The organism is Tenuibacillus multivorans (assembly GCF_900103915.1).
GTDB lineage: Bacteria > Bacillota > Bacilli > Bacillales > Alkalibacillaceae > Tenuibacillus > Tenuibacillus multivorans.
Map to the genome: position 1 here is coordinate 45,522 of NZ_FNIG01000013.1, position 25,521 is coordinate 71,042.

31 protein-coding genes and 1 riboswitch are annotated in these 25,521 nt (G+C 37.4%); of the genes, 9 read left to right on the forward strand and 22 right to left on the reverse strand.

Annotation, left to right across the window (positions count from 1 at the left end; translation table 11 throughout):
- Positions 1-68: 68 nt before the first annotated feature.
- The 3 genes from BLP77_RS14760 to BLP77_RS14770 all read right to left on the reverse strand — a co-directional run bounded on the left by BLP77_RS14760 (position 69) and on the right by BLP77_RS14770 (position 2,488).
- Positions 69-743 (reverse strand): 3D domain-containing protein, encoded by a 675-nt coding sequence (locus tag BLP77_RS14760; RefSeq protein WP_093857888.1) that lies wholly within the window; start codon positions 741-743, stop codon positions 69-71.
- Between the two features lie 100 nt (positions 744-843).
- Positions 844-1,161, reverse strand: coding sequence for a YuiB family protein (locus tag BLP77_RS14765; RefSeq protein ID WP_371859602.1), 318 nt, complete (start codon positions 1,159-1,161; stop codon positions 844-846).
- Between the two features lie 106 nt (positions 1,162-1,267).
- Positions 1,268-2,488 carry an NAD(P)/FAD-dependent oxidoreductase gene (locus tag BLP77_RS14770; protein WP_093857889.1) on the reverse strand — a complete coding sequence of 407 codons (1,221 nt, stop codon included), beginning with the start codon at positions 2,486-2,488 and terminating at the stop codon, positions 1,268-1,270.
- A gap of 321 nt (positions 2,489-2,809) precedes the next feature.
- Between BLP77_RS14770 and BLP77_RS14775 the strand changes: the two genes are divergently transcribed.
- Both BLP77_RS14775 and BLP77_RS14780 read left to right on the forward strand, forming a co-directional pair.
- Positions 2,810-3,805, forward strand: coding sequence for an NAD(P)/FAD-dependent oxidoreductase (locus BLP77_RS14775; RefSeq protein ID WP_093857890.1), 996 nt, complete (start codon positions 2,810-2,812; stop codon positions 3,803-3,805).
- A 200-nt stretch (positions 3,806-4,005) separates the two neighbouring features.
- Positions 4,006-4,728, forward strand: a complete 723-nt coding sequence (locus tag BLP77_RS14780) for a TerC family protein (RefSeq protein ID WP_093857891.1) — start codon at positions 4,006-4,008, stop codon at positions 4,726-4,728.
- 1 nt (position 4,729) lies between these two features.
- On the opposite strand, the gene BLP77_RS15695 is transcribed toward BLP77_RS14780, so the two are convergent.
- The 5 genes from BLP77_RS15695 to BLP77_RS14805 form a co-directional block, all read right to left on the reverse strand.
- On the reverse strand, positions 4,730-5,041 hold the full coding sequence (locus BLP77_RS15695) for a hypothetical protein (protein ID WP_218118859.1): 312 nt from the start codon (positions 5,039-5,041) through the stop codon (positions 4,730-4,732).
- 109 nt (positions 5,042-5,150) lie between these two features.
- On the reverse strand, positions 5,151-5,507 hold the full coding sequence (locus BLP77_RS14790) for a HesB/IscA family protein (RefSeq protein ID WP_093857893.1): 357 nt from the start codon (positions 5,505-5,507) through the stop codon (positions 5,151-5,153).
- Between the two features lie 62 nt (positions 5,508-5,569).
- Positions 5,570-6,433 (reverse strand): diaminopimelate epimerase, encoded by an 864-nt coding sequence (dapF, locus tag BLP77_RS14795; RefSeq protein ID WP_093857894.1) that lies wholly within the window; start codon positions 6,431-6,433, stop codon positions 5,570-5,572.
- An 11-nt stretch (positions 6,434-6,444) separates the two neighbouring features.
- A complete protein-coding gene (locus BLP77_RS14800) occupies positions 6,445-6,681 on the reverse strand; it encodes a YuzB family protein (protein ID WP_093857895.1) in 237 nt (78 codons plus the stop codon).
- A 44-nt stretch (positions 6,682-6,725) separates the two neighbouring features.
- Positions 6,726-7,049, reverse strand: coding sequence for a YuzD family protein (locus tag BLP77_RS14805; RefSeq protein ID WP_093857896.1), 324 nt, complete (start codon positions 7,047-7,049; stop codon positions 6,726-6,728).
- 152 nt (positions 7,050-7,201) lie between these two features.
- Between BLP77_RS14805 and BLP77_RS14810 the strand changes: the two genes are divergently transcribed.
- On the forward strand, positions 7,202-7,426 hold the full coding sequence (locus BLP77_RS14810) for a NifU family protein (RefSeq protein ID WP_093857897.1): 225 nt from the start codon (positions 7,202-7,204) through the stop codon (positions 7,424-7,426).
- 43 nt (positions 7,427-7,469) lie between these two features.
- On the opposite strand, the gene BLP77_RS14815 is transcribed toward BLP77_RS14810, so the two are convergent.
- A complete protein-coding gene (locus tag BLP77_RS14815; RefSeq protein ID WP_093857898.1) occupies positions 7,470-8,429 on the reverse strand; it encodes a 2-hydroxyacid dehydrogenase in 960 nt (319 codons plus the stop codon).
- Between the two features lie 84 nt (positions 8,430-8,513).
- On the opposite strand from BLP77_RS14815, the gene BLP77_RS14820 reads away from it, so the two are divergent.
- On the forward strand, positions 8,514-9,008 hold the full coding sequence (locus tag BLP77_RS14820) for a phosphatidylglycerophosphatase A family protein (protein WP_093857899.1): 495 nt from the start codon (positions 8,514-8,516) through the stop codon (positions 9,006-9,008).
- On the opposite strand, the gene BLP77_RS14825 is transcribed toward BLP77_RS14820, so the two are convergent.
- A complete protein-coding gene (locus BLP77_RS14825) occupies positions 9,005-9,769 on the reverse strand; it encodes a TIGR01457 family HAD-type hydrolase (RefSeq protein WP_093857900.1) in 765 nt (254 codons plus the stop codon). The genes BLP77_RS14820 and BLP77_RS14825 overlap by 4 nt on opposite strands.
- 5 nt (positions 9,770-9,774) lie before the next feature.
- The gene (gene hepT, locus BLP77_RS14830) at positions 9,775-10,218 is read right to left on the reverse strand and encodes a type VII toxin-antitoxin system HepT family RNase toxin (protein ID WP_093857901.1); all 444 of its coding nucleotides are present in this window, start codon (positions 10,216-10,218) and stop codon (positions 9,775-9,777) included.
- A gap of 159 nt (positions 10,219-10,377) precedes the next feature.
- Here hepT and BLP77_RS14835 point away from each other — a divergent pair, with 159 nt between their 5' ends.
- Together BLP77_RS14835 and BLP77_RS14840 are read left to right on the forward strand one after the other, a co-directional pair.
- A complete protein-coding gene (locus tag BLP77_RS14835; protein ID WP_093857902.1) occupies positions 10,378-10,653 on the forward strand; it encodes an SAV0927 family protein in 276 nt (91 codons plus the stop codon).
- A gap of 39 nt (positions 10,654-10,692) precedes the next feature.
- Positions 10,693-10,971 carry a hypothetical protein gene (locus BLP77_RS14840; RefSeq protein WP_093857903.1) on the forward strand — a complete coding sequence of 93 codons (279 nt, stop codon included), beginning with the start codon at positions 10,693-10,695 and terminating at the stop codon, positions 10,969-10,971.
- Between the two features lie 34 nt (positions 10,972-11,005).
- Here BLP77_RS14840 and BLP77_RS14845 read toward each other — a convergent pair whose 3' ends face one another.
- Positions 11,006-11,281: a YutD family protein gene (locus tag BLP77_RS14845; protein WP_093857904.1), complete on the reverse strand. Its 276-nt coding sequence runs from the start codon at positions 11,279-11,281 to the stop codon at positions 11,006-11,008.
- A gap of 119 nt (positions 11,282-11,400) precedes the next feature.
- Between BLP77_RS14845 and BLP77_RS14850 the strand changes: the two genes are divergently transcribed.
- Positions 11,401-12,381: a M23 family metallopeptidase gene (locus BLP77_RS14850; protein WP_093857905.1), complete on the forward strand. Its 981-nt coding sequence runs from the start codon at positions 11,401-11,403 to the stop codon at positions 12,379-12,381.
- Positions 12,382-12,454: 73 nt separating this feature from the next.
- Positions 12,455-13,468 (forward strand): FUSC family protein, encoded by a 1,014-nt coding sequence (locus BLP77_RS14855; RefSeq protein ID WP_093857906.1) that lies wholly within the window; start codon positions 12,455-12,457, stop codon positions 13,466-13,468.
- Positions 13,469-13,498: 30 nt separating this feature from the next.
- Here BLP77_RS14855 and BLP77_RS14860 read toward each other — a convergent pair whose 3' ends face one another.
- Together BLP77_RS14860 and BLP77_RS14865 are read right to left on the reverse strand one after the other, a co-directional pair.
- On the reverse strand, positions 13,499-14,812 hold the full coding sequence (locus tag BLP77_RS14860) for a sensor histidine kinase (RefSeq protein ID WP_093857907.1): 1,314 nt from the start codon (positions 14,810-14,812) through the stop codon (positions 13,499-13,501).
- The gene (locus tag BLP77_RS14865; protein WP_093857908.1) at positions 14,809-15,495 is read right to left on the reverse strand and encodes a response regulator transcription factor; all 687 of its coding nucleotides are present in this window, start codon (positions 15,493-15,495) and stop codon (positions 14,809-14,811) included. Before BLP77_RS14865 ends, BLP77_RS14860 begins: the two co-directional genes overlap by 4 nt.
- A 165-nt stretch (positions 15,496-15,660) precedes the next feature.
- Here BLP77_RS14865 and BLP77_RS14870 point away from each other — a divergent pair, with 165 nt between their 5' ends.
- Positions 15,661-16,935 carry a S1C family serine protease gene (locus tag BLP77_RS14870; protein WP_245686902.1) on the forward strand — a complete coding sequence of 425 codons (1,275 nt, stop codon included), beginning with the start codon at positions 15,661-15,663 and terminating at the stop codon, positions 16,933-16,935.
- 44 nt (positions 16,936-16,979) lie between these two features.
- On the opposite strand, the gene BLP77_RS15700 is transcribed toward BLP77_RS14870, so the two are convergent.
- The 8 genes from BLP77_RS15700 to BLP77_RS14910 all read right to left on the reverse strand — a co-directional run bounded on the left by BLP77_RS15700 (position 16,980) and on the right by BLP77_RS14910 (position 25,350).
- Positions 16,980-17,078, reverse strand: coding sequence for a methionine/alanine import family NSS transporter small subunit (locus BLP77_RS15700; RefSeq protein ID WP_143001452.1), 99 nt, complete (start codon positions 17,076-17,078; stop codon positions 16,980-16,982).
- The gene (locus BLP77_RS14875; RefSeq protein WP_093857910.1) at positions 17,075-18,628 is read right to left on the reverse strand and encodes a sodium-dependent transporter; all 1,554 of its coding nucleotides are present in this window, start codon (positions 18,626-18,628) and stop codon (positions 17,075-17,077) included. Before BLP77_RS14875 ends, BLP77_RS15700 begins: the two co-directional genes overlap by 4 nt.
- 225 nt (positions 18,629-18,853) lie before the next feature.
- The gene (locus BLP77_RS14880; protein WP_093857911.1) at positions 18,854-20,404 is read right to left on the reverse strand and encodes a Na+/H+ antiporter NhaC family protein; all 1,551 of its coding nucleotides are present in this window, start codon (positions 20,402-20,404) and stop codon (positions 18,854-18,856) included.
- A gap of 105 nt (positions 20,405-20,509) precedes the next feature.
- Positions 20,510-20,678: riboswitch (Lysine riboswitch) on the reverse strand.
- Positions 20,679-20,733: 55 nt separating this feature from the next.
- Entirely contained in the window at positions 20,734-21,564 is an 831-nt protein-coding gene (gene yunB / locus BLP77_RS14890; RefSeq protein WP_093857913.1) for a sporulation protein YunB, read from the reverse strand.
- Positions 21,565-21,616: 52 nt separating this feature from the next.
- Positions 21,617-22,714: an HD-GYP domain-containing protein gene (locus BLP77_RS14895; RefSeq protein WP_093857914.1), complete on the reverse strand. Its 1,098-nt coding sequence runs from the start codon at positions 22,712-22,714 to the stop codon at positions 21,617-21,619.
- Between the two features lie 33 nt (positions 22,715-22,747).
- Positions 22,748-23,053, reverse strand: a complete 306-nt coding sequence (locus BLP77_RS14900) for a YunC family protein (protein WP_093857915.1) — start codon at positions 23,051-23,053, stop codon at positions 22,748-22,750.
- Between the two features lie 61 nt (positions 23,054-23,114).
- Positions 23,115-24,497 (reverse strand): bifunctional metallophosphatase/5'-nucleotidase, encoded by a 1,383-nt coding sequence (locus BLP77_RS14905; RefSeq protein WP_093857916.1) that lies wholly within the window; start codon positions 24,495-24,497, stop codon positions 23,115-23,117.
- A gap of 25 nt (positions 24,498-24,522) precedes the next feature.
- The gene (locus BLP77_RS14910; RefSeq protein WP_307723646.1) at positions 24,523-25,350 is read right to left on the reverse strand and encodes a sulfite exporter TauE/SafE family protein; all 828 of its coding nucleotides are present in this window, start codon (positions 25,348-25,350) and stop codon (positions 24,523-24,525) included.
- Positions 25,351-25,521: the final 171 nt, after the last annotated feature.

Below are 25,521 nucleotides of genomic sequence, written 5' to 3' on the forward strand. Positions count from 1 at the left end.
AAAATTTTATAATCCGAAATATCCGGACATTGAAAAAGCAGTTGCGACTGAGCACAACTGCTTAAATCTTATTGTTGATTCAAAACGGGTAACGCATTATTTTTGATTTGTTCTTCCCAATAAGCGATGTCTTCTTGAGTCACGGAACCATTGCCTTCCTCAATGACATACACGTCCACTTCACGTTTACCCCACTCATCATACACATCATCAACGGTATCATAATATAAATCTATTTTATGTCCTTTAATGGCACCACCAATATCCATAACAATTCCATACCCATAATCTGGAACATATATAACTGTTCCTAATGGAAACACCGATAAATCAGCGGCAACGGATGAAATGACATCACGCTGTACCATAAGTCCAGAATATGTCACACCATATTGAGGGTGGTCCTCTGTTTTCCCAGTAGATTCATAACCCGCTGTATATCCAGTTGCGACAACAGTTTTAACTGGAAATTGTTTAAAAGCTACCTCAGCGGACATAGACGCTAATTCGACATCTTCCCCTGCTGTCTGATTTACTTCCCCATCGACTTGTACGGTTTCTTCCTCTTCCCATTCAATCACTTTATCAGATAAAGAAACGTGTTGTCCCTCGTGATTTTTATATGGTTTTAATGGTGTATCCTCATCTACTGTAATCGAAAGGAAATTAACAGATAACAGTATAAACGCAATGCTTGTCAACAAAATAGCAAAAAAGAAATGGTTCTTAAATTGGTTACGCATTTTAAACACCTCTTTAGGCAAAAGCGTAACCAGATTAAGAACCTTTTATACATTTATCTGAAAATTTTATCTATTATAACTATTAAAGTATAATAATTAACTAGAACATGCGATAACCTTTTTTGCGTAATAGTTTAATGACATAACCGGCCACAAGTGTGCCAACAAATCCTGAAATCAGCACAATAATATCAAAAGTTTCTAGGCTTACGAATTGTTCTCCTAAAGCGGAAAACGCCTGACCTGGAGAGTGAAAATAACTCCAAAATGACATATTATCTATAATTAGAATAACCACAATCGGAAAAATAAACGCCATTAACCACGTCGCGCGTAGCAGCATATTTAAAATAAAGGCAATCCCAAAAAATAAAACGAAAAATAAGAGGGCTGCCACAAATCCAAACAGAATACCCAAAGCGATTCCCCTACCTTTTATTTCTCTTTTTCACTTCAATTATTGTATCTTATAATATGGCAAAAGAAAAGCAAAGGCAGTTTAAAAACACCTTTGCTTAATCATTTTAGTGATACATATCAAGTTTACCTTTTTTAAGAAGTAGTCCGACACCGCCAAGTTTAAGTAAGTAACGATTATCAATAGCTTTTTTCATGATGGATGCGGAACGACCATATAACTTCGTATCATCAAACACAACACCGATCGCATCCGTATAACCTAATGAGGCCACGGTACCTTGGATGTTTGGTTGGAAGCTTTCTAATTTGTCATTTCCGTTAATAAGCTGCTTAAGGTTATGTGCAGTCGTATCAGCCATTTGAATCGCAATTTGTGCTGTTGGCGGGTAAGGGCGCTCGGAATCTGGGTTCATAATCACGGCACAGTCACCCACAACAAATACGTCATCATAATCAGGTGTACGTAGGTCATCACGAACAGGTACGCGACCACGGTTCACTTCAAATCCAGATTCTTGAACGATTGAATTACCGGTAACACCTGCTGCCCAAATCACGTTCTTAGATTTAATTTCTTCTTGTTCTTCATCCTTCTCAACGATAATGCCTTCTTCATTACATTTCTTAATCATCGTGCCAAGTCTGAATTCAACACCTTTTTCTTCAAGACGATTCATCGCATATTCAACTAATTCAGGGTCAAAGCCTGCTAGAGCAGTTGGACCACCTTCAACGTTTAATAAGCGAACTTTTTCTCTAGGAACATCATACTCCTGGCAAAGCTCTGGAATGCGATTAGCAACTTCTGCTACAAACTCGATTCCAGTGAAACCTGCACCACCCACAACTATGGTGATCAAGTCTTGGCGTTCTTCTTTTTCAAGGTTATATTGAGCAAAATTGTACTCAATATGATCACGAATTAAACGTGCGCTGTTAATGTTTTGAATAGAGTAAGCATATTCCTCTAGCCCTTCGATACCGAAAGTAGCCGATTCAAAGCCTAGTCCAATAACTAAATAATCATAAGATAATTCCCCATCTTCTAGCTTCACTGTTTTACTTTTCGGATCAATCGATTCAACCGTGTCTTGAACAAAGTTGATTTTGTTGAAGTCCACTACATCTTTAATCGCGATACGTGTGCGATCATGATGTAATGTACCTGCCGCATTTTCGTGTAACCATGTTGTTTGATAGTGGTAATCATTTTTGTTTACCAGTGTGATGTTCGCCTCTTCAGGTGAAACCTGCTTTTGAAGGTTGACAGCTGTCATAATGCCGCCGTAACCTGCACCCACAATGACAATGTTTGGTCTGTTCATTCTAAATCCCTTCCATCTCAAAAAATTTTAGAAAACCGAGCTTCCGTGCAGTCGAAAGCCTTAGTTTTAATAATGAAAAAAAGTGCATTGAAAAATAATCACAAGATAACTTTGTGATTTTTTTCACAGATAAAGATAAAAATTGTCATAATTTCGTAATACATTACCTAAAATCAATCATAGAACTTTTTGATATGTTTTTCAACCCTCACAATATTTTCGGACGTTTCAGACAATTTGCCTAAAGGTTATCAAATCATTTCTTATAATGTTATAATGTTCAATGGTGCAATTTGAAATACATTAAAGGTGGGGAAAAGTATGAATGACCAAGTAAGAGACATTACGATCATTGGTGCTGGTCCGGTTGGTCTTTTCACTGCTTTCTACGGTGGCTTACGGCAAGCTGACGTACAAATCATTGAAAGCCTCCCACACATCGGTGGCCAATTAACTGCATTATACCCTGAAAAATACATTTACGACGTTGCCGGATTTCCTAAAGTCCGTGCGCAAGAATTAGTCGATAATTTATATGAGCAAGTTAAGCCTTTCAACCCAGAGATTACACTTGATCATGCGGTTCAAGAAATCGAAAAGGTTGAAGAAAACTTATTCAACATCAAAACGGACAAAGATGTTTTCCAAACTAAATCCGTTATTATTACAGCTGGAAACGGCGCCTTTGAACCACGTAAGGTCAAGGTAGAAGGCGCCGAAAAATACGAAGACACGAATCTTCATTACTATATCAAAGATCTTGAAGCCTTTAGAGATAAGCGTGTCATCGTATTTGGTGGCGGGGACTCAGCAGTGGACTGGGCCCTCATGTTAGAGCCTATTGCTGAAAAAGTAACACTCGCTCACCGCCGTAATCAGTTCCGCGCCCACGAGCACAGTGTCGAACAATTGAAAGAGTCCTCCGTTGAAATTTTAACACCATATGTTCCAGTTGAGTTTCACGGTGAAGAAAACATTAACAAAGTAGTTCTTCAAAAGGTTAAAGAGGAAGAAACCATCGAAATTGATGTTGATGATGTCATTGTCAATTACGGTTTTATTTCCTCATTAGGCCCTATTAAGGATTGGGGCTTAGAAATCGAGAAAAACAGTATCGTTGTTAATTCAAAAATGGAGACAAACATCGAAGGCATTTATGCGGCTGGAGATATCACCACCTATCCAGGTAAAGTTAAATTGATTGCCTCAGGATTCGGCGAAGGCCCAACAGCTGTTAATAATGCGAAGGTTAGAATAGATCCAAATGCACGTGTTCAACCGAAGCACTCAACTTCTATGAAAATATTTGATCAATAGAACTATTGACAAATTTGTGAAAGTTATATAACCTTTGAAATATATCAAGGGGGAGTAGCTTTTACAATAAAAGTCGTCACTTCAGGGGTTCTGCCCTCGGCTTTATTGGCAATGCTTCAATTGTTAGCGAGACCTTTGCTTACTCGTTATGAGTAGGTAAAGGTCTATTTTTATTTACATAGTCATAGAGGAGAGATTTGATGGAATTATTCAGCGCTGAATTTTTTTCAGCCTTATTTTCAATTATTTTAATTGATTTAGTTTTAGCTGGTGATAACGCAGTTGTAATCGCTTTAGCTGCAAGAAATTTACCGAAACATCACCAGAAGAAAGCCATTATATGGGGAACAGTCGGGGCGATTGTCATACGTGCAACAGCAACATTGCTCGTTGTATGGCTCCTTAAGATTCCTGGTTTACTTTTAATCGGGGGACTTGTCTTACTGTGGATTGCTTATAAGCTATTAACAGAAGATGAAGATCCTGACATAAGGGCTGGTAACAGTCTTGGTTCAGCTATTAAGACCATTATTATTGCAGATGCGATGATGGGACTCGACAATGTGTTAGCAGTTGCGGGTGCAGCACACGGAAGTTTCCTACTCGTTGTAATTGGACTATTGATTTCAGTTCCAATTGTGATTTGGGGAAGCCGCCTTGTTCTAGGCCTTATGGAAAAATACCCGATTATCATTACAATCGGTGGTGCTGTCTTAGCCTGGACCGCCTCGAAAATGATTGTAAAAGAATCGTTTATTAAAGCTTATTTTGAAAATCCCTTCATTAAATATGGGTTTGAAATTTTTGTTGTTGCTCTCATAATTTCTCTTGGTTATCTTAAGAAACGTTCTAATAAAAGGCAAAAAGAAGAAGAAAATCCACAGAAAGAACAGAAAGAAACTGTTGCTGAAGGGCAAGTATAGATTAAAGGGGCATTCTCCATTGAGGATGCCCCTTTAATCCTTTGGGCTGATTGAATCCGTGATGAAACATCATGAATACCCAATCACCATGTCCGGATCCCCAATAATCGAGATGAGTCCCCAATGAGGCTTGTTTTTTACCCGATGATGGCTTCTGAGTCCCCATTGATGCTTGTTTTTTGCCCAATGATGGCTCCTCTTTCCCCATTGAGGCTGTTTTTTGGCCCAATGACAGCTCCTCTTTCCCCATTGAGGCTTGTTTTTTGCCCAATGATGGCGTATGAATCCCCAATGAACCTCTCTGAATCCCCAATAAAAACCTTAAATCCCCAATGTTTCCTATGAATGCCCAATATAGCCTCATAAGCACCCAACAAGTTCAAAAAAATAGCTTGTTGTCAATTCTGACAACAAGCTTCCGATTAACAATTTTCTGGAGTTCCAGCGTTTGTTTTTGTTTTAAAAGATGAGCCACAGCCACAAGAGACAATCGCATTCGGATTATCAATCGTAAATCCGCCGCCCATCATGTTTTGTTTAAAATCAATCGTTGTTCCCTCAATGATTGGGCGATCCATTTTCGCAATCACAACAGGAACATCATAATCCTCATAAAGCTCATCTGTTTCTTTTACTTCATAGTCAAAACCTAATTTATACGAGAGACCGCTGCATCCGCCCCCTTTAACGCCGAAGCGTAAATACACTTGATCAGCTGACTCTTCTTTTAACATTTCGTTAATTTGTAACTGTGCTTGATCTGTTAATTCAATTGCCATACGATCTACCTCCTCTACTTATAGTATACAAATCATTGGCCGATGCTTCAAACAGTCTGCAATTAAGTTTTCAAAAAATAAATACCTTCTGCAACATTAACAGCTGGCCCCTTCATCATGACGTGGCCATTTTCTTCCCAAGTAATCGTTAAATCCCCGCCATCTAAATGAACCGTTACGCTCTCGCCTCGTTTAACATAATTGTTTAACACTGATGCGACCACTGATGCACACGCCCCTGTCCCACAGGCTTGTGTAATACCAGACCCGCGTTCCCATACTCGGAAATTGATTTCATGATCATTTAAAACTTCGACAAATTCGACATTAACGCCTTCTGGAAATCGGGCATCACTAGTTACTTCAGGCCCAACCGTATCAATCGGAGCATCATTAATATCCTCAACGTAGAAAATAACATGCGGGTTCCCCATCGATACAGCCGTCGCAAACAAATCTTGATCACCAACTGGAAATTTCTCATTGATAACAGTCTCATTAGTATAATTTGCTGTTACCATTGGGATTTGCTCACGTTGTAAAATGGGCTCACCCATATCAATCGTCACTTGCTCTACGATGCCGTCAATGACTACCACTTCTGCTTCAACAACACCTGATTTGGCTTCAATTTGAAATTGTTCTTTCGGTACGTAGCCGGAGTCGTATGCCAACTTAGCTACACAACGCAGTCCATTTCCACAATTCATAGCCTCAGAACCATCTTTGTTAAAAATTCGCATGCGCACATCGGCATTAGTTGAAGGTAACATCAAAATAAGTCCGTCAGACCCTATTCCAGTGTTTACGTCAGAAACAGCTTGGGACAATTGGGGTAATAGCTCTTCATTAATTTTCGTTTCAAATCCATCAATATAAATATAATTGTTACCTAAGCCGTGCATTTTTGTGAAAGGTATTTTCATAGCCATACTCCCTAAACGATTGGATTTTCATCTAGATGCTTATAAATATTATTTAATAATTGTTCTGGTGTCTCGCCTGTTACACATTCCCCTTCTACAAGAGCAAAGAGCGTCATAGAACATAACGCACAATGGCTTGTACACCCTAATTCAACGACATCTAAGTCAGGGTCGCGGGCCAATTGATCAAAAACCTCTTGTGACCCGCTGACCAAATTATTGATACAAAATTCAATTATTGGGTTCATTTGGCTTACACCCCTCAGTCTGTTTTTCTTTGAACCCTATTTCCCTATTGGGGTTGTAGTCCACGATCCTCTAATGCGCGATAAACGGTTTTAAGTCTCGGATTTCCTTCACCCACAATTTCGTCTTCAATAAGAACTACGGGATAAAACATATCTTCTTCAATCACACGTTCAGCAAAACCCTTATACGGTTGTTCCTCTGGTGGGTTAAATATATCGATATATTTATATGTCACGTCATTTTCGCCATACTTTCTAGTGATGGCAGCTTGGAGCCAACCGTACTGTTCCTTTGAACTAGGCAAATTAACGCAACTTGGACATAACACTTCAGCTCCGTAAACGGTTAATTTAATTTTCTCCCCCATGCTTCCCCTCCTATATAATCTTCAGTTAATTTTATTTTACATGAGAATGAATTAAAGTTACAATGATAATGATTCTCAATAATTTATGAAAAACGCTTAGAAAAATATCGCATTCGTGATATAATATAAAATAAGAAAGGGGAAGATGAACGATGTTTGAACAAGTACATGAAGTCATTGGAAAACTACGCCCTTTTTTACTTCGTGACGGCGGTGACGTTGAACTTGTAGATGTAGATGATGAGGGCATTGTTCTTTTACGCCTAAAAGGTGCATGCGGGAATTGCCCGAGTTCGGCGATTACATTAAAAGCTGGCATTGAGCGTGCGTTACGTGCGGAAGTCCCAGGTGTTCAAGAAGTAGAACAAATTTTCTAATCTTATAAAAGGAGCAATGGCTAATAACCATTGCTCCTTTTGCTTATTTAACTGGTGTCACGGGCTCCTTTCCCCTTAAAACCTTTTCAACATTTTCAATGGCTAACTCCATCATGTTCAGCCGTGTTTCAACACTGGCTGAGCCGATATGCGGGAGGGCTACAACATTGTCTAATTCCAATAATGGGTGATCATGACGAATAGGTTCGTTGTCAAAGACATCTAACCCTGCTGCCTTGATAGTCCCGCTATCCAAAGCTTTATACAGGGCTTCCTCATCGACAACTCCCCCACGAGATGAATTAATAAAAATAGCCGAGCTTTTCATTTGTTTAAATATCTCTTCATTAAACATACCCTTCGTTTCGTTAGTTAACGGCGTCATACATACCACAAAGTCTGACTGCTTAATAAGCTTATCAAATGACACATACGTCGCATTTAAGGCCTCCTCAGCCTCTACCTTCCTCGAACGATTATAATAAAGAATCTCCATATCAAAGCCTGTGGCGCGCTTAGCAACGACTTCACCAATATTCCCCATGCCGACAATCCCAATCGTTTTATGATGCACATCTGAACCAGCTAATAATAACGGTGACCATGTCTTCCATTGATCATTTTTAATATACGTCATGCTTTCAGGTATTCTGCGTGCTGTCGCTAATAGTAAGGCAAAGGTTAAATCAGCTGTTGTATCAGTTAGCACATCAGGTGTGTTGGTAATCGTCACATTGTGCTTTTTAGCCGCTTCAAGGTCAATATTGTCATAACCCACAGCCAGATTGGCGATGATTTTTAAGTTTTTTGCCTGTTCAAATACCTCATCGTCTATTTTTTCGGTAAGCATGGTGATTAAGCCATCGACCTCTCTAGCCTTTTCTAACAAAACTTCGCGCGTCACTGGCTTTTTTTCATAAGGCCACATATCAACCTCAAACTGGTCATAAAGTTTAGCCATGACAGAATCGGGTAATTGACGAGTAACAAAAACTTTTTTCAAACAAATAACCTCCCGTTTTCATATTTATAAAAATGTCTGGTTGAAGTAAAATATATTTAAATCATATAAAGTAGGTGTTAGTTTATGAAAGAACTAGAACAAGTTGCATTAGAAGCATTAAAAAATCGTGGTGTGGACCTCGATGCCATTGCAGATTTAGTTTATTTTCTGCAGAAGAATTATCATGATGCTTTATCAAAAGAGGAATGCTTAGATAATGTCAAAAAGGTATTACAAAAACGTGAAGTACAAAATGCGATTATAACAGGTATTCAATTAGATAAATTAGCTGAAAAGAACGAGTTAGATGAGCCATTACAGCAAATCATTGAGGCGGATGAAGGTCTTTATGGAATCGATGAAATCGTTGCTTTTTCAATTATTAATATTTACGGCTCGATTGGTTTTACGAATTATGGTTATATCGACAAAGTCAAACCAGGGATACTCGAAGCCTTAAATGATAAGCGTAATGGCTGTCATACATTTTTAGACGATATTGTCGGTGCCATTGCAGCGGCTGCTTCTAGCCGATTAGCACACAGTCAAGATAATCCTATGGACACACTAGATGATTAGTCGAACCAATCTGCTAACGTTTTGATTGAATAGGTCGGTTGAACTGAGTATTGACGCAGCTCCTCTTGTGATGTTACCCCTGTTTGGACATGTAATGTATCCATGTTCGCCCGAATGCCGGCTTGTATGTCAGTCTGATAATTATCACCCACCATGATGGCGTCACTCGGTTCGACACCTAATTGTTCTAACGCAATATAAAGCATATGGCCAGTTGGTTTGCCGACAATTTCCGGTTTCATCCCCGTGACATTTTCAACAAGCGTGGCGAACGCACCATTACCGGGTACAAAACCTTTTTCAGTCGGAACTTTGATGTCGGGATTGGTTGCAATAAATGTTGCGCCATTTTGTAAATGAACACAAGCCTCAACTAGCTTTTTATATGTATTATCTCGGTCAATCCCCATCACGACATAATCAGGATCCTTATCGACAACCTTAATTCCTTTGTCTTCTAATGCTTTAATTATCCCATCTTCTCCAATGACAAAAGCTGTTGCATCTGGCTTTTCCTCTTTGATAAGACTAGCTGTAGCTAAAGATGCTGTCATAATTTGTACTGACTCAGCCTCAATGCCAAAATTTATAAGCTTTTCTTGCGTTAATTCTGGCGTACGTGATGAATTGTTTGTCACAAACATAAACGGAATCTGTCTAAATTTCAACTCATCTATAAACACCTTCGCCTCTGGTATTGGTTGTTTACCACGATACATCGTTCCATCTAAATCAATTAAATAGGCCTTATAATGTTTCACTTATCTTACTCCTCACGCTCTTTAAAGGTTGTTAAAGGTCCCATTTCCTTCTCTAAATAATCTAAAACGTAGGGACGGAATTGCTGTAACGTAGATAAATGTTTCGATAATACATCGGCAATTTGATCGTGGTTGATATTTGTATATTCACGGACGAGCATTTTTCGAAGTGCAATCGTCTCTTTAAAAGCCTGTTCATCTTCTTTTGGAATCACCTGTTCATCAATTAATATGTCAATGATATCCTCATAACTACCAGGGTCGCGCATAATAAACCCATCAATCATCATGTTTCCAACATCGATAACTGATTCGACCACCATTTGTGCTAGACGTTCAACGCCTAATTTCTCTAAAAAAGTCGCACTATTCTCTTGTTCAAACGTTTCTAATAAACCTTTCATATACAGTAATGTATTTTCAATATGACCTCGATCAACAAAATACATGTTTATCACTCCTAGAAGTATTAAATTAACGATGACCTGGTATGATTGACTTCTTACAATATCAAGTCTAACACAAACGCAGCATTTTACAGTTATATTATGACACATCTCCTCCATTTTGCTAAAATAATAACCAATACATATGAGGAGGTTACGATCATGGATATCCATTTCTTATCAGACGTAACAGAGCAGGCCGAAGTTCGTTACATTAGTATGCACACCGAGACACGCCGATACGATGTTGCTGTTCTGACAAGCCCTCGATTAGAAGAAAAGAATGAAGTAGTCTTCATTGATTTACAAGGTCCTCGTTATACTAAAATAAATAAAAATCATATTGAAGACAGTGAATACTTAGCACATGCCTTTAATGTTAATGAATACGAATCTGATGAAATATATGAGATCTTAAATCAAATTTTGAATAACTAACTGTCTCCTGTAGAAACTAAAGAAAAAGGAGGCAGTTACATGCGAAGAAGAAAAAAGCAGCAGGATGATTTTACCCCTGTAGAAGTACGGGATAATTATCAAGTTCCAGAGGAATTCCCAGAAGGAACATACGGAAATCCAATCAACGCTGATGAGCCTTTACATGCTATGCCAGAAAAAGAATCAAAACGACATCACTCTGCATTCGCGTATGAAAATAAAGAGTTGCATGCAGATTTACCTCGACAATTCCCAGACGCTCATGATCCTCAGGATTATCCTGATGAAGAAGGGATTACACATCCTGAAAAAAAATGACCTGAAACAGGATTCAGGTCATTTTTTATGGATCTTATAGATCTATCCGTTTCAACACAAAATAAGCACAACCAAAATTACAATACTCATACAAATAATCTTCTAATGTTGAAATTTTAGTATCAAATGAAGCTTTTTGATTTTGATCATCGTAAAAACCTTTTAAACGTAGTTGACCAAATCCCCAATCACCTACGATGTAATCGTACTTTAATAAAATATCACTAATACGTTCCTCAATGGCTTCTGCTTCGTATCCTTCTTTATAGTCATGTAACAATTCGTATTGCTGTCCGAGTAGTTCAATCACTAAAATCACCTCTAATATCTAATAGTGTACCATATTTTCCTATTTTTAAGGACACATTTTTTTCATATAACTGAACAGTATAAAAACCAAGCAGAATTTTATAAAAGGGGTTTTTTAATATGAACAGGCTACATAAGCGAGTCGGTGTTCTATTTATTTTAATGATGTCGTTTATGTCTCATTCATTTTTGATACAGGCCGAAGATGGTAAAGATAAAGAAATAGATGATGCAACCTTAAGACAATCACTTTATGAAAAAACAGAGACACTTACCCAAATTCCCTGGTATTATATCGCGGCCATAGATCAATATGAAGGCAATATAAGAAAATCAAACGATGATCGTTTAACAGGTATACAACTTCCTTTTCAAGATTGGTATGGTGTCCTACCCGTTGATCCTGAACATGCATTAGACGAAAAAACGATTAACCTATTTGGGGGAATCGGAAAAGATGGAGATGGTGATAGTATTGCAGATCCGACAAATGATGAAGATGTTTTATATACGTTTGCTATGGAAGTTCAGCAAAAAATTGCCGAAAATAACAGCTTTGAATCGGCGCTTACTGCTTATTACGAACGAGAAAAGACAGCTCAAATAATCACTGAAATCGCAACGCTTTTCAAGCATTATCAAACGACTGATTTAAGTGAACGTGCTTTCCCTATTCCTAAATGGAATAACTACAGTTACCGTTCAACCTGGGGTGATAGCCGTGGTTATGGAGGTAGAAGAATCCATGAAGGAACGGATATCTTCGCATCATATGGGACACCCGTCCGAAGCACCTCATATGGGATTGTTGAAATAAAAGGCTGGAATAAATTTGGTGGCTGGAGAATCGGGATACGCGATAAGTATAACATTTATCACTACTATGCCCATCTAAATAGCTTTGCAGATGACATTGATGAAGGAACCATTGTCGAACCTGGTGATGTTATTGGATATGTGGGCGCATCAGGCTATGGGCCAGAAGGAACATCAGGTAAGTTCCCACCGCATTTACATTATGGCATGTATAAAGATAATGGTAAAAATGAATGGGCATACGATCCTTACCCTTATTTAAAACGTTGGGAGCGTCAGCAATAGTAACATGATTGGGTTGCAATTCCACTCCATAATTGAAAAAATAAAGAATAGATCAACATTGGAGTGGGGAATATTGAAAAAAATTGCCGGAAGTCGAGTGGTGAAAACAGGTATCGCCATTTTCATTACAGCTTGGCTTTGTGAATTATTAAACTGGCCACCTGTTTTCGCCGTTATAACTGCAATTGTCACAATTGAACCAACCGTTTCACAATCAATCAAAAAAGGAATCGTTCGCTTCCCTGCGTCTGCGATCGGTTCTTTTTATGCTGTTTTATTTATATACTTTTTTGGCCATTCACCATTAACCTATACATTTGCAGCTGTCTTTACAATCGTAACGACCTATCGTTTGAAGCTGTATTCTGGTTTATTAGTCGCAACATTAACGGCGGTCGCAATGGTCGAGGTTATTCATACGAATGTCATTTTATCATTCTTCATCAGGCTCGGAACAACGACAATCGGCCTAGTGGTATCAACTTTGGTGAACATGTTTGTTCTGCCACCTGATTATACTAAAGAAATAGTCAAAATGCTTAAACAAATCACGAAGAAAACAGGTATAGCAGTTGAACAAACCTTTCACCATTACATATTAAATCGATCAGAAAGACAAAAATGTCAACAGCTCCTTGATCAATTAGAAGAGCAAGTCCATAAAATTGAATCATTAATTCAATATCAAAAGGATGAATCACATTATCACCCTTTAACTGCGTCTGAACAAAAGAAATTTAATAAAGCCCAAAAACAAATTATACGGATTAAATTAATGATCTATCATATGGATAACATTATGAATACACCTTTAGAACAAATCAATCTTACCGAACAGGAACGACAAAAGATTTTAGAATCGGTATCTGAACTTTCTTATTCGATGCGTCAAAATACCGATTTCAATATGAACAATCATCGTCAAAACCTAAGGGAATTAATGCAACTATATTGGGATGATAATGAAAACATAAGGAAGAATTATAAATCTTACCCATCCACATTCCCAGGCGAGATTATTGTGTTATATGAATTAGTATCCATCTTCTACTTAGCAGAAAATTATTATAAAGAAAAAACAGACTAACCACCCCCCTAGTTGAGATAGCTAGGGGATTTAAAATGTAAGAATAAATAACGCTCCTCCCAATTCCGATTGTTTGACTTCAAGTTTTCCATTCGATTGATCAATAATCGTCCGAGCTATGGCTAATCCTAGTCCCGTTTCGCCACCTTTTCCCTTTACAAATCGGTTAAAAATATAAGGGATTAAATTTTCAGGTATACCATCTCCATCATCTTCAATAAAAATTGAATGGCCTTTAGTTGTGATGGCGATTTGAGATTCTGCGTGTCTAATCGCATTAATCACGATATTTAGCAAGGCTTGTAGTAGTTTTTCTTCGTCTGAATAAATTTCAAACGAACTCGTTAGAATGAACTTTAACTCCACCTGATCCTGTTCTGCTAATGGTAACACTCGATCATAAACCCGTTCGATCAAATGCCTCGAATCGATGGTTTGTTGCTTAAAAACTTCTTCTTCACTTTCCAACTTTGCTAACCAAATCATTTCATTTATAATCTTTTTAAGACGGCCAATTTCTTCTACCATCGTCTCTAATCCTTTATTGCGTTCCTCCCCTTCAAAAACTCCTTCTTTGATACCCTCTGCATAACCTTGTATCGTCATGAGCGGTGTTTTGAGTTCATGGCTTGCATTTTGAAAGAAAGCCTGCTGAGACTGCATATACCGTTTCAGTTCTTCTGCCATATCAAATAAGCTTTGTTCAACATCCTTAATTTCTCCCGTTGCCTTGACACGATCTAAATCATTAAATTGACGTCTTTCAACTTTTTTGAGCTCATGTTTGAGTAATGTTAGCGGCTTTACTAATCGGTTTGTTAAATAGTAGCTGAGCAAAATGGCCAAGAGTCCACCAATCAAAAATACAATTAATAATCGATTTAGGAAACTGTTTTGTACTTCCTGTAAGTCGTTTAAAGGTGTTAATAAAATGAGCTCTAATCCTGTTCTATTAGGGTTTCTCGCTATACGTGATATCACATATTTTTGTTCTGAACCTTCCCATAAATTCTCTGAGTAATTACTGAAATAGCCTTCTCGATAAAATCTCTGGGTATTTTTTATTGGCATGGTCGTATATAAAACGGTATCTTCACCGGCGTGATATAAAATTAAATCGCCTTCCTGTGATGTTAAAAACTCTTGAAACTCTTTTACCGACTCAATTGATCCGTATTGATTATTTAAAATTTCAATTAGAAGTTCTCCCTTTTGTTCAAGTTCAACCTCTTCTTTGTCAATTAACATATCTAAAATAAGAGAATAAATTATAAAACCAGTTAAGGTTAAAATGACAAGCAATAACCCTGAAAAGGCAAGGTTTAATTGTGTACGGAGCTTCATAATGATCCCTCATCAACTTTAAATCGATAACCAAACCCCCACACTGTTTCAATCGGAATATGGTTCAACTTTTTTCTGATTCGTTTTACTAAATCATCAACCGCTCGATCACTTCCAAAATAATCGTCTCCCCAAATACGATTTAATAATTCTTCTCTTGAAAAAGCCCGATTTGGGTGACTGGAAAATAAAGTTAGTAAATCAAATTCTTTAGAGGTTAATTCGATTTCCTTACCATTCCAAAATACTCGTCTTTCACTTAATTGAATCACCAAATTTAACATCTTTATATAATCATCCTTGTCTTGTTCAACTTGAGTAGCATCTACACGCTTGAATAACCGTTTAATACGGGCCACAAGCTCCCCCGGACTAAAAGGTTTAGTTAAATAATCATCGCCTCCTAATTCTAGCCCTAATATTTTATCAACCTCTTCGTCTTTTGCCGAAATGATAATAATCGGTACTTCACTTTTTGAACGAATTTTTTTACAAAAATCATACCCATCCATTCCCGGAAGCATTATATCTAAGATCCACATATCTGGTGGTGTCGATTGCCAAAAATCCATTCCTTCTTCTGCTGAATCAAGAACCGTTACGTTATAGTTCGCTTTTTTTAAATATGCCGACACAATATTTTGTATATTAACATCATCTTCTACCACAGCAATATGTTTCATTTATTCCACCTCCCATAGATGACTCTATATCTATGTTACTTAAATTTTAATCAATATCGGTAATATTAGCCAAAATTACACACTTTTTATACATTTTTCTTAAATGACTGCCACAAAACCTTATCATAATAATATTTGAAAATAATAAATGAGGTGATGCATGATATGTATAACAATGAACATGATACAAACCAATACCCGACCAATCAACAAGAACAAACTCATATGACTGAATCCGCTCACCAAACACATAATCACCTTACAAAGTCTAAAAGCAATGGAAGAATTGGCTTGGGTAAGATGTTATCCGCTGGTTTTATAGGTGGACTCTTCGCTACAATATTAACGATTTTTTTAATGTCTAGCCAATTATTTACGAGTGCTACAAATGAACAACCGAATAAGGAAAGTGTACCTGTCAATGCTCAAACAAACCAATCAGAAATATCAGACCAAATTTTCAGCTCTGATAACGCCTCGATTTCCGCAGACATTAATGAACTATCTGAATCAGTTGTCGGTGTAGTAAACATTCAAAAACAAAATATTTTTGATCAAGGCTCAGAAGCCGGCACAGGGTCAGGGATTATATATAAGAAAGATGGAAATGAAGCCTATGTTGTGACAAACCATCACGTGATTGAAGGCTCCAAAGAAGTTGAAGTTGTATTAAATAAAGACCAACGAATTGAAGCAGAAATAGTAGGATCAGATCAATTGACTGATTTAGCTGTTCTAAAAATTAATGGTGAAAATGTTGATACTGTTGCAAAATTAGGCAGCTCAACAGAAATTAAAATTGGTGATACGGTTATCGCTATTGGTAACCCCTTAGGATTAGAGTTTTCAAACTCTGTAACGAAAGGTATTATTAGTGGGCTAAACCGTTCACTAAACGTTGATACAAATGGGGACCGGCAGCCAGATTGGGTGACTGAAGTCATTCAGACAGATGCAGCTATTAACCCAGGTAATAGTGGTGGTGCTCTAGTGAATGAAAATGGTGAAGTAATTGGAATAAATTCAATGAAAATTGCACAGCAAAGTATTGAAGGCATGGGCTTTGCTATTCCAATTGATCAAGCCAAAAATATAATCAAGCAAATTGAAGAAAACGGAGAAGTAAAACGTCCTTTAGTAGGAATAAGCGCAGTCCCATTAAATCAAGTACCACAACCTTATAATCGAAATATTGAAGTATCGGATGACATCAAATCAGGCCTTGTCGTAGCACAGGTTGAAAATGGTTCACCTGCAGAAGAAGGGGGATTACAACAATATGATGTAATTACAAAAATAAATGATCAAGAAGTTAAAACGATTATTGATTTAAAAACTTATATTTATAACGATGTGAAAATCAATGAAAGTATTGAGTTAACCATCTATCGTAACGGTGAAGCTCAAACAGTTGAGCTTACATTAGATGAAGCTATATAAAAAAACGTGGACAGAATAATTCTGTCCACGTTCTTTTATTAATCTTATTTAGACTTTTTAACAGCTGATACAATGCTCGCTGCTAAGCCTCCCCAAATAATCACCATTCCGATAATCATAACAGTTATTGCACTTGCTGTCATACCGCTTCATCCTCCTTTGAAGAGTCATAAGATGATTCATCTAGAAGCTCTGGATTCCATTTCTTGAGCGTAAACAGTAAGCCGATGATTAACGCTGCAGCAGCAACAAACCAACCGCCGTATATGATAAATGCATCTTCATATCCACCATAATTTCCTGTTGTATTATTATCACCGGTGTGTTGCTTTAATAAGTTAACCTTGAATAAATCAAACATCATGTAACCTAAAATTAGTGGAGTTATAATGCCAAGCGATACCTTCCACCAACCTCCAAGCTTAATAGAAGAAACGCTGTTCGCATGTTCTTGAATATTACCAAGCTTGCGTAGGAACCATGCAATCATTATAACTTCAACCAACCCAATAAAGGCTACACCAAATTGGTTAATAAAGTAGTCAGCTGTATCTAAGAAATTTAATCCGCCTTGTGTCGCAAAGATAAGCGACACTAACATCGCTAAACCACCACCGAATATAACGGCCTTGGATCTTGAAATATTAAATTTCTCAGAGAAACCTGCAACATATGTCTCAACAATTGAGATTAGCGAAGACATACCGGCTAAGACCAGTGACGCGAAGAAAAGGAAACCAAATAAACCATTCATTCCCGGGAATTCATTAATGATTAACGGGAAAATCACGAATGCTAACCCAACGCCACCAGCGACTACTTCACTGACTGGTTCACCCATTTGAGTCGCTAAATAACCTAATGCAGAGAAGACACCAATACCAGCTAATAACTCGAAACTTGAGTTACCAAAACCGACAATAAAAGCGTTACCGGTTATATCAGATTTTTTATCAAGATAACTAGAATACGTTATCATAATCGCAAACGCAATCGATAAACTAAAGAAGATCTGACCATAAGCTGCAACCCAGACTTCCCCTTCCCAAATTCTTGAGAAATCTGGACTAAAGAATGCATCCAGTCCGGCTCCAGCCCCATCAAGTGTAACCGCACGGATAACGATAATTAAGAATATAACAGCTAGTGTTGGAATAAAGATACGGTTTGCTAGTTCAATCCCTTTACGGACACCTTTGTATAATACGAATAATACAACTGCCCATACAATAAGTATTGGGATAAGTACTTCTGGCACAAAAACCCCGGTTTGTCCGGCTTCAACCTGACTGACACCTAAAAAGTCATATAAGAATGTTTCGGTATCTGTTCCCCATTTTTGACCGAATGAAAAATAAGCATACATGATGGCCCATGCAATAATGGCACCATAGTAAGTAGAAATCACAAATGAAACAAAGACAGCCCACCAACCGAGCCATTCTGCTTTCTTATTCATTCGTGAAAATGTTAACGGCGCTGACCCACGAAATTTATGACCTAAAGAAAATTCCATGATTAAAAGTGGAATACCGGCCGTTAATAGTGCGATGAGGTATGGTATAAAGAAGGCACCCCCACCACTTTCATATGCTGTTGCAGGGAAACGCCAGATGTTACCCAGCCCGATTGCTGAACCACAGGCTGCAAGAATAAAACCGAGTCTCGTCCCCCATTGAGCACGATTGTTCATACGTTACTCTCCTTTCAAATTTTCTTTCTCTAAAATTATTTATTGCTTGCTACAATTATACTGGATTTTCCTATAATTCAGATAATTGCAACTTTAGTTATATTCATATTGTATCGAATGGCCTAGAGCCTGTCAAAACTTTTTCTGAAAAATTAAAAACTTTTGATAAAGCCAAAAAATAGCGTAAAGACAGGAATTTTCCCGCTTTACGCTATTTGTTAATCATTACCTTTTGGCAACTCTTAAATGAATTATATAGCTCAATAGAACTAGAACACCAATCGTTACGATTAATCCAACAAGCATGGAACTAGTTAAACCATAGAACACATAACCCAATACAGAAGCTAAAGCTGCAAGTACTGCATATGGAATTTGTGTTAACACGTGATCAATATGGTTCGATCCCGCTCCAGTTGAAGATAGGACCGTAGTATCGGAAATTGGTGAACAATGATCCCCAAACACTGAACCAGCAAGTGTAGCTGCTAGAGTAGGAACTAATAACGAAGGATCTGTTTCTACTACAATTCCTCCTGCTAAAGGAATCATAATTCCAAATGTTCCCCAAGATGTTCCTGTAGCAAAAGCCATAATTCCAGAAATAACAAACACAATTAAAGGTAAGAATAGAACATTAAAGTTAGATTGTCTTACAACTTCTCCTAAATATTCGCCAGTTTCAAGATTGCCTATTACATTAACAATCATCCAAGCCAATATTAAGATATAAATAGCTGGAAGCATAGCCTTAATACCTTCCCAAACTACACTGATAAACGCTGCACTCTTGTCCTTTTGTAGTAAATAAAATACGACTGCTATTAACACAGATATTAATCCACCAAAGAAAAGAGAGTAGTTAACATCCGAATTACCAAAAATATTAAGAAGAGTAACATCATCACCCGAGGTCTGAACTGCATTCAAACCAGTAATGGCCATAATTGCTACAGTTGAAACTACAAGCATTACGATAGGAATAATTAAATGATAAGGACGACCATTTGCATTTTCCTTTACGTCATCTTGTAAATCTCCAGGAACTTCTGAATTTAAAGGATCAATTAATTCTCCAGTATCCTTAGCACGAATTTCATGTTCTCGCATTGGACCGAAATCTAAATTCATTTTAATACTTAGGAAAACTAATAAAATAGCTGCAATTGCATAATAGTTAAATGGTATCGTTCCAATGAAAATATTAAACGCAGAAGTATCAGTAAACTCTTCTAAAGCTATAATTCCAATAATAGAAGCACCCCAACTAGAAACAGGTGACATAATAGTAACAGGCGCTGCTGTTGAGTCGATTAAGTATGCTAATTTTGCTCTAGATACTTTATACCGATCGGTTAAAGGACGGGAAATTTGTCCAATTGATAAGCTACTGAAATAATCATCAATGAAAATAACGAGACCTAATAAACCAGTTGAATATTGAGAACCTTCTCTTGTTCTGATTTTCTTAGTTGCCCAATTTCCAAATGCTCTTGCTCCTCCTGTGGCAGTTAGAAAAGCAATTAATATTCCTAATAAAATTAAGAATCCAAGTAATTGGAAACTACCTAATGCCCACTCACCTTCTGAGTAAAAGTTTCCTTGAAATGATATCCAAATTTGCTCTAATGTGCCTATTGGATTAAAACTTTCAACCATCAACGTACCTACGATAATTCCAACCCCAAGTGATAACAATACTTTTCTTGTTATTAAAACAAGGATAATCATCACCAGTGGTGGAATTAACGAATAGGCCGTACCCACAAAATCCATCGTAATTCCCCCTAAATAAATGATATTAGTACAAGTTTATGACATAAAAAAAAAGTAATGATAGAGAAATCTACCATTACTTCTGTACACAAACTGGTTATTTTCTCGATCAGTAGCGCCCCGCCATTTGCGAGAGTATATACCTTTTTCAGATACATACCAACATTTATTTTTTGACTAAAAATAAACGCTTCGGCAATTAACCCTTTCATGTACAATCTTCGTTGTCATCCTCATGCACATTACTCATGTTAGTTGCGCCTCTACCTCATCGAATTGATAAGGTTATCTAGTTGTTTATTTCACTTGCTTAATATAGCATAAGAAGGTTAGTCTTGTAAACCACTTTCTCCTTCCATAAATCCTCTATTTCCGCTTTCACTAAATCTACTATACGGAATAGATATGTTAGGACTGTTGCTACCGCCAGCTCCATAAAATTCAGGAACAAGTCCTTGAACAATTCGAGTATCGACTGGTATAGTCGTTGTCACCTCAGTTGTTGATGTTGAAAAAGGGATAACGATTTGCACATTAACTTTAATTTCGATCACTAAATTGATCAATGCATTGTTAATACCGTACTCTTCAATATGCGTGATGAAATCGGGTTGAACATCCCCAACAACACTAAAATGAACCGGAACACGCGGACCAAGATTGGCTAATAATGAATTTTGTGTAGCTTGACCAATCGGAATACGTACAACCGCCTCATTATTCATTTCTTCATCTGATTCAATGACCCGATCTTCTTCAAGGTCAAAATCCAGAGAATCACCGATCGGCCTCTCTCCTCGCTCTAAACGTTTTAAATAGTTTTGAACGCGAAACGTCGCATTTCTTAGCACACGATTTATAACACGAGAATTCCACCCTAAAGAAACAATGTTACCATCATCATTCGTTTCCATTTGGATTAATTGCTCGATATCTAAGTCGTCATTTAACCGTTTACTAACGGCTTCATTGATCGCTTCACGAGCAAATTGACCAACCTTGACCTCAGCAATGTCCATTAATGTGGGCTCGATTCCTTCATTTATAATCCAGACAGCAAAAATAATCGATAGAACGGTCGTTACAAACGTCAAAAGGATAATCTGGCTCAATGTTTTTGGTTTTCTTTTCTTGAACGGCCTTTTTCGATATGGATGCATGAGAAAACCTCCTCGGAACATTTTATGTCCAAGGAGGTTCGGTTATGTACGTTTAAAACGGTGTCGTGTTACACTTGGTAATCATAATGGTTGAATGCTCAGAGAGGTCGACTTCATATAATTCACTTAGTGTTAAACGAAGTTTCTCTTCTTCTAATATTCTGATGATTGGTCGATCAGGGATTTTGGATTGTTTAGCAATAATCCCCCTTCTTCCGTCGTTTAATTCAACATAAGATCCATTCGGGTAAATCGACACATGCTTTCGAAATAGTTCAATATATTTTTTTGAAAACAGTGAATCGCTTCCTGAATATAAAATTTCTAGCCCCTCGTGTGGTAGAAATGCATTCCGATACACACGATTAGAGGTGACCGCATCAAATACATCTGATACGGCCATGATTTTTGCATACTCATGAATATTGGCTTCCTTTAATCCTAACGGGTACCCGCTACCATCTAATCGTTCATGATGCTGATAGGCACAAAAAGCTACGATGGATGGAATGTTAGAAAACTTCTTCAGCATCTCATAACCATAAGTCGTATGCTCTTTAACGACATCAAATTCGATATCAGATAATTGATCAGGTTTGTTAATAATCGATTTGGGAACTTTTATTTTCCCAATATCATGAAGCATAGCTCCAATACCAATCTCTTCAATTTCCTTATCCGAAAATTGAAGCTCTTTGGCAAGAACCAATGTATAAACGGTCACATTAATAGAATGATTATATAAATAATCATCGAACATGAATATATCTGACATGATCGATAATATTTCATCGTGATGATTGATGGTATTGGCGATTTCATGGACGGTATCTTTTATGTCATCGATTGACCGTTCCAGTACATATTGATTTTGTGACGTCGCATCAAACTGGTCGAATGTTTTAAACGTTTTTCGTATCTTTGAGATGGTCTCAATTCTAAGTTCTTCATCAATAATACTTTGCGGTTCAATATTTTCAGAATAAGCATCTTCAATAAATACGTATTTAAAATCGAATTCTTTAAGGCGCCTTATTAATCGTTCTGTAAATATAACATCCTTTTGTAATAAAACTCTCCCATAAGAATCGATAATCGGTTTGGCTAATTGATTGCCTGGTTGAAGTGCTTTGACATCTACTGCTTTCATAATTTTCCCCTTAGCTATTTTTTTCTTCAATGATTATTTTAATCGAAGTAATGCGTTTTTACCAATCATACCCTCTTCCCAGCCATATTTCTCTTTAGAATAATTAGTTACCTTTTGTAGTGGCGCATATAATAACTCATCACGTGTACGAACACCGGTAGCACGAGCTGCTACGATTTGGCGATCAGATAACTTTTCATTGAGTAAATCAATATCTAAAGCACCACACATGATGTAACCAATGTCATTCGAAATAACCAACAAATCTGTTTTAGGTAATTCGACGTGAGTAAACGTGAATGGAACATCATCAATCCAAATTGGTTCTACATGTACCATACATCATCCTCCTTCTTCATAATACCTTATGAAAAGCAATAAAATAAGTGCCTGTCAAACCTTAGTTCTCAATGTTTGATAGACACTTCTCTAGTAAATCTCTTAAAAATTCGGGAAGAAAATATTGCTTTTCTTTAACTGAAGATATGGGTGGAACTAGCCATGGGAACGAAAATGTATCGGCCGTCGCAACCGTATACCGATGATCGGGATTAATTTTTTCTCCATTAACAAAAATGGTTTCAACAAATTCCGTATCATCGTGGTACTTTATCTCAATATTTGAATAAACCATTTTGCCAATTTTCTTACCACGAAAACCGAGCCCTTTTAATTCGAAATTAATAAATTGTTCCTTCTCTAACATTCTAACCATTTCAAGTAGCTCATTACCGGTCAACACCATGGTGCACGGATTCATAGGATGAGGGCAGCTCTCATGAATTTCCCCTCTTGTGACCAGTCCTTGATCAAAACCTTTGAGCAAGACGCCTGCGTTTAACATAGCACAGTCCGCATCCGTCCAGTCCTGTAAAGTTTGAACAAATGCCTTCATTAATTTTGATTCTCTAAGCCAATCGATTGGATAAGGCTGATCTAAATCAGCGACAACCTGACTAAGCTCGTCATTCGCCTGCTGTTCTAATTCCTTTAACAGCTGATTCGTATTCTCATCTTCTCCTTCTGCCTCAACTGGAATGGCATAGCCTTCTTTCTTCTCCACACGTTTCGTTGTGTGGTTGAACTCAAGCATGATTTCACCAAAATAATGACCATGCTTCCCAACCGCATTAATTAAGGAATGATTTTGGTTTTGTGCTTGTTTAAATAGGTGATGGGTATGACCACCCATAATCACATCAACATCATATTCCGAGGCAATCGCTTCATCCTGGGTGACTCCTAAATGCGATAGGACGATCACCATGTCACTTTGCTCGCGTACTTCTGGCAAGTATTGTCGGAGCTTCTCTAACGGATGGTGCGTTTCCCACCCTAATTTCTCATAAAACACTTCGAAGGGTGCTGTTAATCCGATGATGCCAATTTTTATACCTGATGGTGTTTGGTAAATTTGATACGGATTCAACCAGTCCGGGTTGTTTTTATTTTTTATACTGATATTCGCACAGACGATATCAAAATCAGCCTGATCGTATAAATGGTACAGCTTTTCAGCTGGAAGCGTAATCCCCTCATTGTTGCCTAAAGTCCCAACACGAAAGTCGGCATGATTTAAAAGAGTAATGTTACTATCACCAAGTGACGCCTCTGTTATCGGATGTGAACGGTCCATATGGTCACCATTATCCAGTAACATATAAAATTCATCGTTTGATTGATGCTTGTTAATTCGTTGATTGATGGCATGCATGATCTTTGGCCAATTTTCAAAATGACTATGTAAATCGCTAGTGAAATAAAAATGTAGCGTCTCGTTCATACTCCATCTCCTTCATGTCTTCCGACTACAATATTAATCGTAGCCCAATTATAATCATCAAAATACGTAATATCCATTCCACTACTTGACCATTGAGACGTTGGTTTAGCTTAGCACCTAATACACCACCAAGCCATGCACCTGGAACGGCAAGTAAAGCATACGACCACACCAAGTGCCCAGCGATGATGTGTGCGCTAGACGATACAATACTTGATACGAAAATCATAAACATCGATGTAGGTGCTGCGATATGTGCCGGGAAACTAAAGAAAAGAATCATCGATGTTACCATCAATGAGCCTCCACCAATTCCAAAGAGGCCAGAAATCAACCCAACAAAGAACGCTATAAATATTCCTACAATAATAGAAAAAGAATACGAAATCGTATCCCCATTTAACTCAAAGCTTCGATGAATGTAAAACTTTTTATCCTTACCCTGCTGATTACGAGCGTATTTTAACAAATAATCTTTCACAAAAAATAAGCTAGCTAAAAATAATACAAGTATACCAAAATACAGTTCAAAGCTTTCTATCTCAACATAACGATTAAGCCATACACCGACAAGCGCACCAGGTATACTTCCAATTAAAAAAATCAAGCCACTATAAATGTCTACACGATTATTTTTTAAATATGTTAATGTCGAGGATAATCCCGTAAATATCATAATTAATAAAGACATCGCCACAACATTTTGTGGGTTTACCCAGTCAAACGCTTCAAAATACTCGGCTAAAAATAATAAAGCTGGAACAAAAATGAGTCCTCCGCCTAAACCTACTAAGCTTCCCACAAAAGCACTCGTTAAACCGATGATCAGCATTAACAGTAATATCATTTTCATCCCTCAATCCCTTATACTCTAACCCTAACATTAGCATAAAACGTTAAATTTAAATAGTGGATTGGTTTTTACTTTTCACAGGTATGCTTTGGGGCTTCACTTAAGCTTATGATTAATGACCCCATAATCCATTTGAATCCCCATTGAAACTGTTTTTTGCTCAATGACTGC